The sequence below is a fragment of the Streptomyces sp. 8K308 genome (genome assembly GCF_004348315.1).
Classification (GTDB): Bacteria; Actinomycetota; Actinomycetes; order Streptomycetales; family Streptomycetaceae; genus Streptomyces.
Map to the genome: position 1 here is coordinate 15424 of NZ_SMKC01000059.1, position 12820 is coordinate 28243.

Annotated in this window: 12 protein-coding genes and 1 pseudogene; 8 read left to right on the forward strand and 5 right to left on the reverse strand. The window is 74.4% G+C overall.

Going from position 1 to position 12820, the window contains the following annotated elements:
- Nucleotides 1-12: 12 nt before the first annotated feature.
- Nucleotides 13-519 carry a PH domain-containing protein gene (locus tag E1265_RS11860; RefSeq protein ID WP_132930245.1) on the forward strand — a complete coding sequence of 169 codons (507 nt, stop codon included), beginning with the start codon at nucleotides 13-15 and terminating at the stop codon, nucleotides 517-519.
- Between the two features lie 34 nt (nucleotides 520-553).
- Here E1265_RS11860 and E1265_RS11865 read toward each other — a convergent pair whose 3' ends face one another.
- Together E1265_RS11865 and E1265_RS11870 are read right to left on the reverse strand one after the other, a co-directional pair.
- Nucleotides 554-2431, reverse strand: a complete 1878-nt coding sequence (locus tag E1265_RS11865; protein ID WP_132930246.1) for an AAA family ATPase — start codon at nucleotides 2429-2431, stop codon at nucleotides 554-556.
- A gap of 51 nt (nucleotides 2432-2482) precedes the next feature.
- Nucleotides 2483-3070, reverse strand: a complete 588-nt coding sequence (locus tag E1265_RS11870) for a hypothetical protein (protein WP_132930247.1) — start codon at nucleotides 3068-3070, stop codon at nucleotides 2483-2485.
- A 182-nt stretch (nucleotides 3071-3252) separates the two neighbouring features.
- On the opposite strand from E1265_RS11870, the gene E1265_RS11875 reads away from it, so the two are divergent.
- The 3 genes from E1265_RS11875 (at nucleotide 3253) to E1265_RS11885 (ending at nucleotide 6367) form a co-directional block, all read left to right on the forward strand.
- Nucleotides 3253-4626: a peptidase C39 family protein gene (locus E1265_RS11875; RefSeq protein WP_132930248.1), complete on the forward strand. Its 1374-nt coding sequence runs from the start codon at nucleotides 3253-3255 to the stop codon at nucleotides 4624-4626.
- Entirely contained in the window at nucleotides 4623-5090 is a 468-nt protein-coding gene (locus E1265_RS11880) for a cupin domain-containing protein (protein WP_243740704.1), read from the forward strand. Before E1265_RS11875 ends, E1265_RS11880 begins: the two co-directional genes overlap by 4 nt.
- A 92-nt stretch (nucleotides 5091-5182) precedes the next feature.
- On the forward strand, nucleotides 5183-6367 hold the full coding sequence (locus tag E1265_RS11885; RefSeq protein ID WP_243740705.1) for an acyl-CoA dehydrogenase family protein: 1185 nt from the start codon (nucleotides 5183-5185) through the stop codon (nucleotides 6365-6367).
- Nucleotides 6368-6374: 7 nt separating this feature from the next.
- Here E1265_RS11885 and E1265_RS11890 read toward each other — a convergent pair whose 3' ends face one another.
- A complete protein-coding gene (locus tag E1265_RS11890) occupies nucleotides 6375-6779 on the reverse strand; it encodes a hypothetical protein (protein ID WP_132930249.1) in 405 nt (134 codons plus the stop codon).
- Between the two features lie 214 nt (nucleotides 6780-6993).
- Here E1265_RS11890 and E1265_RS11895 point away from each other — a divergent pair, with 214 nt between their 5' ends.
- From E1265_RS11895 to fxsA, 4 genes are all read left to right on the forward strand, one after another.
- A complete protein-coding gene (locus E1265_RS11895; protein ID WP_132930250.1) occupies nucleotides 6994-7434 on the forward strand; it encodes an Lrp/AsnC family transcriptional regulator in 441 nt (146 codons plus the stop codon).
- A 59-nt stretch (nucleotides 7435-7493) separates the two neighbouring features.
- Nucleotides 7494-9134 carry an amidohydrolase family protein gene (locus E1265_RS11900; RefSeq protein WP_132930251.1) on the forward strand — a complete coding sequence of 547 codons (1641 nt, stop codon included), beginning with the start codon at nucleotides 7494-7496 and terminating at the stop codon, nucleotides 9132-9134.
- A 609-nt stretch (nucleotides 9135-9743) separates the two neighbouring features.
- Complete coding sequence (gene lnt / locus E1265_RS11905; RefSeq protein ID WP_243740706.1) at nucleotides 9744-11315, forward strand: apolipoprotein N-acyltransferase; 1572 nt, start codon at nucleotides 9744-9746, stop codon at nucleotides 11313-11315.
- A gap of 58 nt (nucleotides 11316-11373) precedes the next feature.
- Nucleotides 11374-11958, forward strand: a complete 585-nt coding sequence (gene fxsA / locus E1265_RS11910) for an FxsA family membrane protein (protein ID WP_132930253.1) — start codon at nucleotides 11374-11376, stop codon at nucleotides 11956-11958.
- 130 nt (nucleotides 11959-12088) lie between these two features.
- Here fxsA and E1265_RS11915 read toward each other — a convergent pair whose 3' ends face one another.
- Nucleotides 12089-12463 (reverse strand): RNA polymerase-binding protein RbpA, encoded by a 375-nt coding sequence (locus E1265_RS11915; RefSeq protein WP_132818429.1) that lies wholly within the window; start codon nucleotides 12461-12463, stop codon nucleotides 12089-12091.
- Nucleotides 12464-12631: 168 nt separating this feature from the next.
- Nucleotides 12632-12820 (reverse strand): annotated as a pseudogene (locus E1265_RS37965) (hypothetical protein); the annotation flags it as partial.

Consider the following 12820-nt stretch of genomic DNA (forward strand, 5'->3'; position numbering starts at 1 on the left):
CCGGAGGGCAGGATGACCAGCGAGACCACCACGGGCCGGGCGCTGCCGCCGCCCGATCTCCCCGTCACCTTCCGTCCGGTGCTGACCAGGATCGTGCTGCTGACCATCGGCTCGGTGGTGCTCGGGCTGCTGCTGCTGATCGCCGTGGTGCTGCCGGAGGGCATCACGGCCACGGGCACGCTCAGCGACCGCCTCACCCTCGCCGGCTGCGGCGCCGCGGTGTTCGGCGTGACGGTCCTGCTCAGCAGGCCCAAGGCCGTCGCCGACGCGGAGGGCCTGACCGTCGTCAACCTCACCACCAAGCGGCGGCTCGCCTGGGCCCAGGTGGTGCGGGTCACCCTCAGGCCCGGGGACCCGTGGGTCTCGCTCGACCTCGCCGACGGCACCGTGCTCGCCGTGATGGCCATCCAGCCCGGCGTCTCCCGGGAGCGCGCGCTGGCCGACGCTCGCGCGCTCCGCTCGCTCGCCGAGGCGCGTGGCACCGCGGCCGCGGAAGCCGACGGGCCGCCGAGCCGCTGACGCCGCGGCACCCGACCCACCCGAGGAACGGCCGTCAGTCCCGCGGTATCCCGCGGGACGACAGCACCTCCCCGTACGCCTGCATCAGGTCGGAGAGCCGCAGCGTGGCCAGCTCCTGCCGGGTCGGCGCCGTGCCCGACTCCGAGAGCCGGACGTCCCGGAAGGCGCAGGCCGACTCGTAGAGGGTGCGCAGGAAACGGCCGTTGCCCAGCTCGTCGATCCACCCCTCGTCCACCACGTGCCGGCCGATGCTGCGCAGCTCGTCCAACGCCTCGGCGTCCCAGGCGTCCCCGTGCTCGGCGGCGAGCAGCTCGCCGATGGCCGTCAGCTCCTCGGGCGAGTAGCTGGGGAACTCGATCCGGGCCGCGAACCGCGAGCCGAGACCCGGGTTGGCCGCCAACAGCCGGTCCATGCCGGCCGGATAGCCCGCGAGGATCACCACCAGGTGTTCCCTGCTGTCCTCGGCGCGCTTCAGCAGCACCTGCAGCGCCTCGTCGCCGTACGCGTCGCCCTTGCTGTAGCCGGTGTGGACCAGGCTGTACGCCTCGTCGATGAACAGCACCCCGCCCAGCGCCGAGTCGATCAGGCGATTGGCCTTCACCGCCGTCTGCCCGAGGAACTCCCCAACGAGATCGGCCCGTTGGGCCTCCACCAGGCGGTCGTGACTGAGTAAGCCGAGCGCGTGGAAGACCCGGCCGAGGATCCTGGCCACCGTCGTCTTGCCGGTGCCGGACGGCCCCGAGAACACGAAGTGCCGCTTGGGCGGCTGCACCGGCAGGCCCTGCCCCGAGCGCAGCCGCGCCATCCGCAGCTGCGCCGACATCGCCCGCACCTGCTCCTTCACCGGCTCGAGCCCCACCATCCGGTCGAGCTCGGCCAGCGTGCTGGCCAGCAACGCCGGGTCGGGCGCCGGCGGCGCCCCGGCCGCGACCGCGCCCTGGCCCGCGTGGGCGTGCCCCACCGGGCCCGGCCAGGTGACGGACCCCGCCGGGCGCTGGCCGCCGGTCGGCGCGGTGGGCGACGGCACCCGCCGGCCCCGCCCGCCGTCCTCCTGGAGCGCTTCCAGGGCGCCGAGCAGACCGGCCGGCAGCGGGCCGGTCAGCAACTCGCCAGAGGCCCCGGTGAAGTGGGCCGCCTCCGGGTCCTCGACGCCGAGCGCGGTCAGCCGCACCGCCGTGTCCATGAACTCCGGATCCGCCTCGTGCACCGCCCGGTACAGCGGTATCGCCGCCGCGCTGCGCCCGCTGCCCTCCCTGGCCCGCGCCAGCCAGTAGCGCAGCTCCTTGCGCTGTGGCTGCTCGCTGCGGCAGCGCATCAGGGCCGCCGAGAGCAGCGGCTCGGCCTGGTCGTACATCTCCAGCCTGACCCGCGCCATGCCCGCGAACAAACCGGCCTCGACGCCCAGTTGGGGATCCTCGGTGAGATTGGCCGTGTACCGGTAGAGCCCCTCCCAGTCCTTGGAGAGGTAGCACCGGCAGGCGTGCAGGAAACGCGCGTGGGGATCGCTCTCCGGCGCCGGACACTGGGCGAGGGCCCGGTCCAACTCGGCCATCCGGCGGCCGTCGAGCAGGTGCGAGGCGTGGGCGAGCAGCAGGTCGCGCTGGGTCTCGAGCACCGGCTGCACCCACCAGCCGAGCCAGTACCAGGAGCTCAACGGGCGCCCGTGGCGGGCGCGTTGCTCACCGAAGCGGCTCCGGTTGCGGAACATCTGGCGCAGCGCGGCCGGCACGTCGGTGCGCAGCGCGTGCAGGCCGAGCCAGGCGTCCGCCATCCCAGGGTCCTCGCGGACCGCCGCCCTGAACTCCTCCTCGGCCTCCGGGTAGGCCGCCGCCGCGTAGGCGTCGACGCCCCGCAGCCAGGCCAGGTCCGCCCCGCTCGGCGGTCCGTGCGCGCCACGCGCGCCAGCCTTCATGACGACCCCCACAACGGGTTACCGCTGCCTGCCCCCGGAGCCCGGAGGGCCTCACTCGTGGGCTTCATAGCTGTCACCCCTCGGTGTCATCAGGATATCCGCATGGGGTCGCGACGGATCTTCGGCGAAGTGCCGCCGCTCCGCCGCGACCCATTCCCGCCAGAATCCGGCCAGTTCGGGACCGTCGCGGCGCCGCCCCCGCGCCCAGGCAGTCTCGGCCGGGACCGCGAGCCAGACGAGGAACGCCAGCCGGGGCCGCAGCGCCCGACGGCCCGCGCCCACCCCCTCGAGCAGCACCACGGGCGCCGGGGCGAACGACACCGTGCGGGCGAGGGAGCGCCGCTCCCAGTCGTAGACCCGGTACTCGGCCGACTCGCCGCGCGCCAGCGGGTCGAGCACCCCGGCCGTCAGCCGGTCCGTCCAGTCGAAGAACGCGTCGTGGCTGGCGAGGTCGTCGAGCCGCACCACGGGCGCCCCGCCGAGCGCGGCGGCGAGCCGGCCGGCCAGGGTGCTCTTTCCCGAGCCGGCGTGCCCGTCGATCGCGACCAGCCGCGTCGGGCCGCAGCTCGGCGGCAGCGCCCGCAGCCTGGCCGGCAGCCCGGCGAGTCCGTCGCGGGCGGGGGAGGCGGGGGAGATCATCACGAAGAGCCTAACGAAGCCGCGCCGGCCGGTCGGCGTCACAGGTCGACACCAATATTGTTTCCGCGCGTTCGCGGGCAATGACTGGCCGTCACGTCACACAGCGGCGATAGTGGTGACCTGCCGCGCCTGAGTCACCTCGTTCCGCACACGTTCGGAGACGACCCCGGGAGACAAGCACCGTGACCACGACGCCACGCCGAACCGTTCTCGCCGCCGCCGTCGCCGCGGCCGTCGGGACCACCGCCAGCCTCACCACCGGCTCCGCCACCGCCACCACGCCGGCGGGCCCCCCGGGCAGCCGCCGCGGCGCCGACCCGGAGTCCGGCATCGAGTACCGGGGCTGGGTCACCGCCGCCGACTGGGCCGCGGGCACCGCCCAGGGCGTGGCGGTGGTCAGCACCGGCCGCGCCGGCGTGGTGCTCCGCCGGGCCCAGGGCACGGTCGACTACGCCGACCCGCACACCGGCACCACCAGGGCCTACGAGTACGCCACCTGGCTGTCGCCCAGGCACCGCGCGGCCACCCCGGCCACCGAACTCATCGCCTCGTGGAACGCGCACACCCCGGCCGGCACCTTCATCCGCGTCGAGGTGCTCGGCACCTACTCGGACGGCACCGACACCCCCTGGTACACCCTGGGCGTCTGGGCCTCGGGCGACGGCGACATCCGCCGCACCTCGGTCGACGACCAGGAGGACGGCAAGTCCACGGTCTGGACCGACACCCTCGCCATCGACGACGCGGCCAGCGGCCTGCGGCTCGCCTCCTACCGGCTGCGGCTGACCCTCTACCGGGCACCCGGCGGCGCCACCCCGACCGTCTGGCGGGTGGGCGCCATGACCTCGGCCGTCCCCGACCGCTTCGAGGTGCCCGCCACCGTCCCGGGCGTGGCCGCCGGCGTCGAGCTGACCGTCCCCAGCTACTCGCAGAACGTCCACATCGGCCGGTACCCGGAGTACGACAACGGCGGTCAGGCCTGGTGCAGCCCCACCTCCTCGCAGATGATCATCGAGTCCTGGGGTCGCCGCCCCACGGCCGAGGACCTGGCCTGGGTGAACCCCGACTTCAGCGATCCGCAGGTCTGCCACGCGGCCCGCTTCACCTACGACTACCAGTACGGCGGCTGCGGCAACTGGCCGTTCAACGCGGCCTACGCGGCCACCTACCGCGACATGCAGGGCGTGGTCACCAGAATCGCCACTCTCGACGGCGCCGAGCGGCTGATCGCGGCCGGCATCCCGCTGATAACGTCCCAGTCCTTCATCGCCAGCGACCTCGACGGTGTCGGCTACGGCACCTCCGGCCACCTGATGACCGTGGTCGGCTTCACGGCGGCCGGCGACGTCATCGCCAACGACCCGAACGCGGACGACAACGCGGGGGTGCGCCGGGTCTACCGGCGCCGGCAGTTCGAGAACGTCTGGCTGCGGACCAAACGCTACGACGCCAACGGCGCCGTGCGCAGCGGCTCCGGCGGCGTCTGCTACCTCTACTTCCCCGCCGCCCCCACCGCGGCCCAGCGGCGCGCGCTGGCCACCGTGGGCATCAGGTGACGTCCGGCGGCGGGCGGCGGGCGCGGACCTGGCTCGCCGCCACCGCGGTGGCGGCCCTGGCCCTGGTGCCGGGCGGGGCCGCGGCCACACCGGGCGAGGGGGTGACCGCCGAGACCCTGGCCACCGGCACCTCGGCCGGGTCGCTCGACCTCACCAGCCGGGGGCCGACCGACGTCACGATGCGGGTGATCACCATCAAGCCCGGCGGCTCCACAGGTTGGCACTACCATCCGGGCCGGCTGCTGGCCGTCGTCGCCTCTGGCACCCTGACCCGCACCGTCGACGACTGCGCGGTCGAGGTCGCGACGGCCGGGGACACCGTCCTCGAGCCCGCCGGATCCCACCACGTGCACATCGGGCGCAACCTCGGGACCGAGCCGGTCGTTCTCTACGCGACCTATTTCGTACCCGAGGGCAGCCCGCTGGCGATCGACGCCGAGGACCCGGGCTGCGGAGCCACCTGACCACCGACAGGCCACTCACCGCCGTCCGACGTGGGCCGCCGAGACCCGGCGGCCCACACGTCACCTGCCGACCAACCGCAGGAGGAACCGCGATGACGCTCGCCCGACCACCCATGGCACCGGCCCCGGTGCCCCGCCGGATGCCCGCCCCCGAGTCCCACGACCTGCTCGGCCTGGTCCGGGAGTTGATCCGGCGGGAGATCAGGCCGGTGGCCGCCGAGGAGGAGGCGGCGGGGACCTTCCCGCGCGAGCTCTTCTCCCGGCTCTCCGCCACCGGGCTGCTCGCGCTGCCCTACCCGGAGCGGTTCGGCGGTGGTGACCAGCCCTACGAGGTCTACCTCCAGGTCCTCGAGGAGCTCGGCGCGGCCCGGCTGACCGTGGGCCTCGGCGTCAGCGTGCACACCCTCGCCTGCCACGCCCTGGCCGCCTTCGGCACCGAACAGCAGCGGGCCTGGCACCTGCCGCAGATGCTCGACGGCGGGCTGCTCGGCGCCTACTGCCTATCCGAGCCGCAGTCCGGATCCGACGCCGCCGGCCTGCGTACCCGCGCCCGCCGCGAGGGAGACGAGTGGGTGCTGTCCGGCACCAAGGCGTGGATCACCCACGGCGGGATCGCCGACTTCTACACGGTGCTCGCGCGCACCGGCGGCGATGGCCCGCACGGCATCACGGCCTTCCTGGTGCCGGGTGGTGCCCGGGGGCTTACCGCCGCGGCGCCCGAGCGCAAGATGGGCATGGGCGGATCCCCCACCGCGCAGCTGCACTTCGACGAGGTGCGCATCGCGGACGCGCGCCGCATCGGCGAGGAGGGCCAGGGCTTCGCCATCGCCATGGCCGCCCTGGACTCGGGGCGGCTCGGCATCGCCGCCTGCGCCGTGGGTGTGGCACAGGCGGCGTTGGACGAGGCGGTGGCCTTCACCGCCGAGCGCCGCCAGTTCGGCCGCCCGGTGGCCGACTTCCAGGGGCTCCGCTTCATGCTGGCCGACATGGCCACCCAGATCGAGGCCGGCCGCGCCCTCTACCTGGCCGCGGCCCGCCTGCGGGACGCCGGCGAGCCGTTCGGCCAACAGGCCGCGATGGCCAAGCTGTTCTGCACGGACCTGGCCATGCGGGTCACGACGGACGCCGTGCAGTTGCTCGGCGGCTACGGCTACACGGCGGACTTCCCGGTCGAGCGCTACCTGCGCGAGGCCAAGGTGCTGCAGATCGTGGAGGGCACCAACCAGATCCAGCGGGCGGTCATCGCCCGTCACCTGCTCGGTCCGGAGCAGCGCTGACTGCTCGTCAGGCCGCCCGCTCGAGCGGCGGCACGGCGGCCGGGCGGCTGCCGGGCCCGGTAGCGTGGGAGAACGGCTGCAACCGCCAGTCGAGGCCCTCGGGGAGCGCCGCGCTCGCGGCGCTCTCGGGGCCGATCGTCGCCAACGGCACGGGCGTCAGCCCGTCCTCCTCGGCGAGGCGCCCCGAGCCGGGGCAGATGGTCAACCCGAACGGGTTCCACGGCGTCGGGCAGAGCGCGTGCTGCGGCAGCGGCTCGCCCAGGCCCCCGAGGGCGATCGGCCGCGAGCAGTCGGGGCAGACGACGCGGTACAGGGCGACGTCCGCCGGATCTTCCCCGAACTCCTGGTCGTCGTCCTCGAACTCCGGCGTTTGACCGGTCGGTTCGGAACGGAGTGGCTTCACTGAGCGCATGTACATCCCCCTAGGACGGCGCAGTGGCGTTGGCCACAGCAAGCACTTCCCGCCCCATTCGGCGAATAATCGTGACGGTGAACCGCAGGTGGGCGCCCCTTTGTGTCGTTCGTCACACAAGTGTTGTCGAACTGTGCCCGGGCGTGCGCGCCGGTTCTCACGCCGAGCGTCGCGCGGCTCCGCGCGGGCGCCGTTCCGGGTAGGTTACGGAACCGTGGAGGAACTTGACCGGCGCATCGTGGAACTGCTCGTCAACGACGGGCGGATGAGCTACACCGACCTGGGCAAGGCCACCGGCCTTTCCACCTCGGCGGTGCACCAGCGGGTGCGCCGCCTCGAACAGCGCGGCGTCATCCGCGGCTACGCGGCGATCGTCTCGCCGGAGGCCGTCGGCCTGCCGCTCACCGCCTTCATCTCGGTGAAGCCGTTCGACCCGAGCGCCCCGGACGACATCGCCGATCGGCTCGCCGGCGTCGCCGAGATCGAGGCGTGCCACAGCGTGGCGGGCGACGAGAACTACATCCTCAAGGTCCGGGTGGGCGCCCCCGCCGACCTCGAACACCTGCTGGCCCGCATCCGCTCGCTGGCCGGTGTCTCGACTCGCACCACCGTCGTCCTCTCCACCCCCTACGAGGCGCGGCCCCCGCGGGTCTGACCGGGCCGTCCCGGCACCCCGGGCCAGCGGCGACGGCCGGGAGCCGGAAGACTGGGGGCATGACCGAGAGCACCGCCCGACACCGGCCGCCGCGCACCGTCCTGCTGCGCCGCGGCGAGGTCCACAGCCCGGCCGACCCCTTCGCCACGGCCATGGTCGTCCAGGGGGACCGCATCGCCTGGATCGGCTCGGAGAGCGCCGCCGACTCGCTGGCCGCCACCGCCGACGAGATCGTGGACCTCGACGGGGCGCTGGTCACCCCGGCGTTCACCGACGCCCACGCGCACGCCACCGCCACCGGTCTCGCCCTCACCGGGCTCGACCTCGCGCCGGCCGCCGACCTGCCGGCCGCCCTCGCCCTGATCCGCGCCCACGCCGCGGCCACCCCGCCCGGCGGCGTGCTGCTCGGACACGGCTGGGACGCCACCCGCTGGCCCGAGCGCCGGACCCCCACCCGCGCCGAGCTTGACGAGGCCGCCGGCGGTCGTCCCCTCTATCTCAGCCGTGTCGACGTGCACTCCGCGCTCGTCACCACGGCGCTGCTCGACCGCGTCCCGGGCATCACCACGCTGCGCGGCTACGCCCCCGAGGGGCCGCTCACCACCGACGCCCACCACGCCGCCCGGCGTGTCGCGCACGACACCGTGACCGCGGCGCAGCGCACCGCCGCCCAGCGGGCCGCGCTGCGCCGCGCCGCGTCGCTCGGCATCGGGTCGCTGCACGAGTGCGCCGGCCCCGACATCTCAAGCGAGGACGACCTGACCGGGCTGCTCGCGCTGGCCGCGGCCGAGCCCGGGCCGCGGGTCTTCGGCTACTGGGGCGCGCTCGTCACCGACGTGAAGGAGGCCGAGGCGGTGCGCGAGCTCGGCGCGGTCGGCGCCGGCGGCGACCTCTTCGTCGACGGCTCACTCGGCTCGCACACCGCGCACCTGCACGCGCCGTACGCCGACGCCGACCACACCGGGGCCGAGCACCTGACCGTGGACCAGGTGGCCGCCCATGTCGCCGCCTGCACCGAGGCCGGCCTCCAGGCCGGCTTCCACGCCATCGGGGACGCGGCGATCGACGGCGTCGTGTCGGGTGTGCGGGCGGCGGCCGAGCGCCTCGGGCTCGACCGGGTGCGTGCCCTGCGGCACCGGGTCGAGCACGCCGAGCTGATCACCGACGAGGCCGTCGCGGCCTTCGCCGAGTTCGCCCTCACCGCCTCGGTGCAGCCCGCGTTCGACGCCGCCTGGGGCGGCCCTGACGGCATGTACGCGCGGCGGCTCGGCGCCGAGCGCGCGGCCGCGCTCAACCCGTTCGCCGCGCTGCTGCGGGCCGGCGTCCCGCTGGCCTTCGGCTCCGACGCGCCGGTCACCCCGCTCGACCCCTGGGGCACCCTGCGGGCCGCAGCCTTCCACCGCACCGAGCGGCACCGGATCTCGGTGCGCGCCGGGTTCGCCGCGCACACCAGGGGCGGTTGGCGCGCCGTCGGCCGCGACGACGCCGGCGTGCTGGCGCCGGGCGCCCCCGCCGACTACGCGATCTGGCACACCGACGAGCTGATCGTCCAGGCGCCCGACAGCCGGATCGTCCGTTGGTCCACCGACCCCCGCTCTGGCACGCCGGGACTGCCCGACCTGAGCCCCGGGGCGCCGCTGCCCGAGTGCCTGCGCACCGTGGTCGCCGGCCGCACGGTATACGACCGGCTGAACGAGTGATCCGCCGGCCCCCCGATACCGCCGAACGATGTGCGCTCCGCCTGTCGAACTCCGCACCCACTCCGCACTGACCTGGTCCTTTGAGGAAAAGCACCAGGTCAGAGGGCTGTTGACAGGCGGCGGTTGTCGAGGGGTAGGTTCGGCCGGGTCCACCACAGGACGTCCGGTCGGCGCTCCTCCGCGCAGTCGACGAACGCCGCTGGGCCAGAGGGCGGGGTGCCGGACCGGCGCTTCGCCAGCGGGAGCCAGGTCCAGCGGGTCCGCGGCACGGGGGCGGAAGGCTTCGTCCGTCCGGCTGGTGCGACCCGGGCGGGGCCCGGACGCTCAGTAGACAACGGCTTTCGGTCGACCCGCAGCCAGCGGGTCCCGGGTCGGACCGAAGGGCGCCGGGTCCCGATCCGCCGCTGATCGCTCGTTCGGGGTACGGTCGTTCATCATCGCCCGCTCAGCAGAGAGGCCACGACCGTGCCATCGGGCCCAGACACGACCACGGCCAGCGGTATCGAAGGCGAGAGACCGGACGAGGCGGCGCCGTCGGTCACCGAGGCGCCGCCGGCCGGGACGGGGGCCGGCGCGGCGTCCCGTCGCCCGGGTCGGCCGCGGAGGCTCGTGGGCGGGGCACGCCGCCACTGGCGCGCCGGCGTGGCGGCCGCGGTGGCCGGCCTTGGCCTGGCGCTCGCCTTCCCGCCGTTCGACCTGTGGCCGCTCTCGGTGCCGGCCGTCGCCGCGTTCTCCCTGCTCACCCACGGTCGCACCGGCCGGCAGGGCGCCTGGCTCGGCCTCGCCTTCGGCTGGCCGTTCTTCCTGCTGCTGTTGAGCTGGCTGCGGGTCATCGGCTGGGACGTCACGGTCGGTCTCGCCCTCGTCGAGTCGCTGTTCGTGGCGGTGCTCGGCGCCGCGCTCGCCCGCGCCTCCCGGCTGCGGCTCTGGCCGCTGTGGACCGCCTGCCTGTGGGTGGCCCAGGAGTGGGCCAGGGACCGGATCCCGTTCGGCGGCTTCCCGTGGGGCCGGCTCGCCTTCGCCAACACCAGCAGCCCCTTCACGCCGCTGGCCGCGCTCGGCGGCGCGCCCCTGGTCACCTTCGCCGTCGCGCTCAGCGGCGCCCTGCTGGCCTGGGCGGCGCCGCGGCTGCTCGCCGGTCGGCGCGAGGCGGCCAGCGCGGCGCCCGGGCGCGCCGAGGGCGCCCCCAGGGCCCAGCTGCCGGCGCTCGGCGCGGTCGGCCTGAGCGCGGCGATCGCCGCCGCCGGCTACGCCGTGCCGGTGCCCACCGGCGCCGACGACACCGTCTCGGTCGCGGTCGTCCAGGGCAACGTGCAGCAGCCGGGCATGGACTTCCTCGGCCGGCCGATGCTGATCCTCAACAACCACGTCGAGGCGACCCTCGACCTGGCCGCCGACATCGAGGCCGGCCGCGTCGAACGACCCGATCTCGTGATCTGGCCGGAAAACGCCTCCGACCTCGACCCGTTCCAGAGCGACGAGGCGCGCGCCGCCATCGAGCGGGCCGTCCGGGCCGTGGGCGTGCCGATCCTGGTGGGCGCCCTGGTCGACCACCCCACCGAGGACGGCTACGTCGAGAACCAGGGCATCGTCTGGGACCCGGAGACCGGCCCCGGCGCCTCCTACACCAAGCAGCACCCCGTGCCGTTCGGCGAGTACGTGCCCTTCCGCGAGCAGCTGAGCACCTTCATCAGCCGCCTCGAACGGGTGCCCCGCGACTTCTATCCCGGCGACTCGACCGGTGTCCTGGACGTCGGCCCGGCCCGCCTCGGGGACGTCATCTGCTTCGAGGTCGCCTACGACGGGATCGTCAGGGACACCGTCAACGACGGCGCCCGGGCCCTGGTCGTGCAGACCAACAACGCCACCTACGGCAACACCGGCCAGCCCGAGCAGCAGCTCGCCATGTCCCAGCTGCGGGCCGTCGAGCACGGTCGGGCCGTCGTCACCGCGGCCACCAGCGGGATCAGCGCCATCGTGGCCCCGGACGGCCGGATCGAGCAGCGCACCGAGGAGTTCACCCAGGACGTGCTGACCGCCGAGCTGCCGCTGCGGGACGGTCGGACCGTCGCCGACCGCGTCGGCGCGGCGCCCGAGTGGGCCCTGGCCGGGCTCGGGCTCGTCGCCTGGGTCCTGGTGGTGGTGCGCGACCGCCGGGAGCGGAGGGCCCGGCGCGGGTGATGACCCCCGTCGGCCGCGCGCCTTTCGGGAAGGCGCGCGGGCCAGGCACACTTGACCCATGACGACCGGCAGGCCGAATCCGTACGGCATCCAGGGAGCGACCAGCGTCCGACCCGTTCGCAGGCGGCGGTCGCCGCTGCTGCCCCTCGGCGTGGCGGCCTGGGCGCTGCTCGAGATCTATCTGCTGACCCTGCTCGGCCGTCTGGCCGGCGGTCTCACGGTCTTCCTCGTGCTGGTGGCCGGCCTGGTGCTCGGCGCCCTGGTGATCAAGCGCGCCGGCAGCCGTGCCTGGCAGCGCCTGGTGGCGAGCATGCGTCCGGAGGGCGCGCCCGCCGACGACCGCGGGGGCAACGGCCTCGCGATGCTCGGCGGCCTGCTGTTGATGGTGCCGGGGCTCGCCTCCGACGTCGTCGGCCTGCTCTGCCTCTTCCCGCCCACCGCCGCCCTGCGGCGCAAGGGCGCGGGCCGCTATCTGCGGCGGCGCGGCGGGCCGTTCGGCGAGGCGTTCCAGGAGGCCAGGGCGGCCCAGGAGCGCATGCGGATGCGGCGGCCCGACGGCAAGGTGGTGCCCGGCGAGGTGGTGTCCGAGGAGGACGAGGAGCGGGCCGGGGACCGCGAGCGGCGGGACGGCGCGGACGACTGAGAGCCGCCGCCCGCCCCCGAGGGGGTGGACCGGCGGCTCGGCACAGCCGTGAGGGCAGACAAAAGGGCCGGGTCACAACGGCGTGACCCGTGCCCCTGATCTGCTCGTGGGCCTCAGTGGTGCTGGCGCCCTAGGCCGTCTTACGGCTGTCGCGCGGGTGCACCGCGATGTTCATCGCACCGGAGCGCAGGACGGCCAGCCGCTCGGCCAGCACCTCCTCGAGCTCCTCACGGGTGCGGCGCTCCATCAGCATGTCCCAGTGCGTGCGCGCGGGCTTGGCCTTCTTCTCCTCCGGTCCCTCGCCGTCCACCAACAGGGCCTGGGAGCCGCATACCTTGCATTCCCACTCCGGCGGGATCTCGGCCTCCACCGAGAACGGCATCTCGAACCGATGGCCGTTCCGGCATGCGTACTCCACCGCCTGCCGCGGCGCCAGGTCGATGCCGCGGTCCGTCTCGTAGCTGGTCACCACGAGCCGCGTGCCGCGAAGAGCTCGCTCACTCATGAATCGTGCCTCCCGGGCTGGTCGCCCACAGGACAGGTGTCGCTGTCGTCATCATCAGGTCAACGTCCGGTCGGCGGTGAAGATTCCCGTTGCGGGTCATGCGTCGCCCGTCGTACCGCCCCTTCTTGTACCCACCGGCGTCCGGTTTGTCACATCTGACAGGAGATGTCACCCGGCGTCCGCACAGGATGGCTCGGGGTAACGGCTCATCCGGCGGGACCGAAGGCGAAGGATACCCGGCCGGCGCCGCTCCTCGAAATCCATTCCGGATTCCGTGCCCCCGATCGCGAAGACCCGCAGGAAGAACTGGGCGAGCGGCCCGATCGCCACCGCGTACACCACCGTGCCGACCCCCGC

Bases quoted from the DNA above. Each gene is read 5' to 3' on its own strand.
- E1265_RS11860 (WP_132930245.1), top strand. From the start codon at position 13: ATGACCAGCGAGACCACCACGGGCCGGGCGCTGCCGCCGCCCGATCTC.
- E1265_RS11865 (WP_132930246.1), bottom strand. From the start codon at position 2,431: ATGAAGGCTGGCGCGCGTGGCGCGCACGGACCGCCGAGCGGGGCGGAC.
- E1265_RS11870 (WP_132930247.1), bottom strand. From the start codon at position 3,070: ATGATCTCCCCCGCCTCCCCCGCCCGCGACGGACTCGCCGGGCTGCCG.
- E1265_RS11885 (WP_243740705.1), top strand. From the start codon at position 5,183: ATGACGCTCGCCCGACCACCCATGGCACCGGCCCCGGTGCCCCGCCGG.
- E1265_RS11890 (WP_132930249.1), bottom strand. From the start codon at position 6,779: ATGCGCTCAGTGAAGCCACTCCGTTCCGAACCGACCGGTCAAACGCCG.
- E1265_RS11900 (WP_132930251.1), top strand. From the start codon at position 7,494: ATGACCGAGAGCACCGCCCGACACCGGCCGCCGCGCACCGTCCTGCTG.
- fxsA (WP_132930253.1), top strand. From the start codon at position 11,374: ATGACGACCGGCAGGCCGAATCCGTACGGCATCCAGGGAGCGACCAGC.
- E1265_RS11915 (WP_132818429.1), bottom strand. From the start codon at position 12,463: ATGAGTGAGCGAGCTCTTCGCGGCACGCGGCTCGTGGTGACCAGCTAC.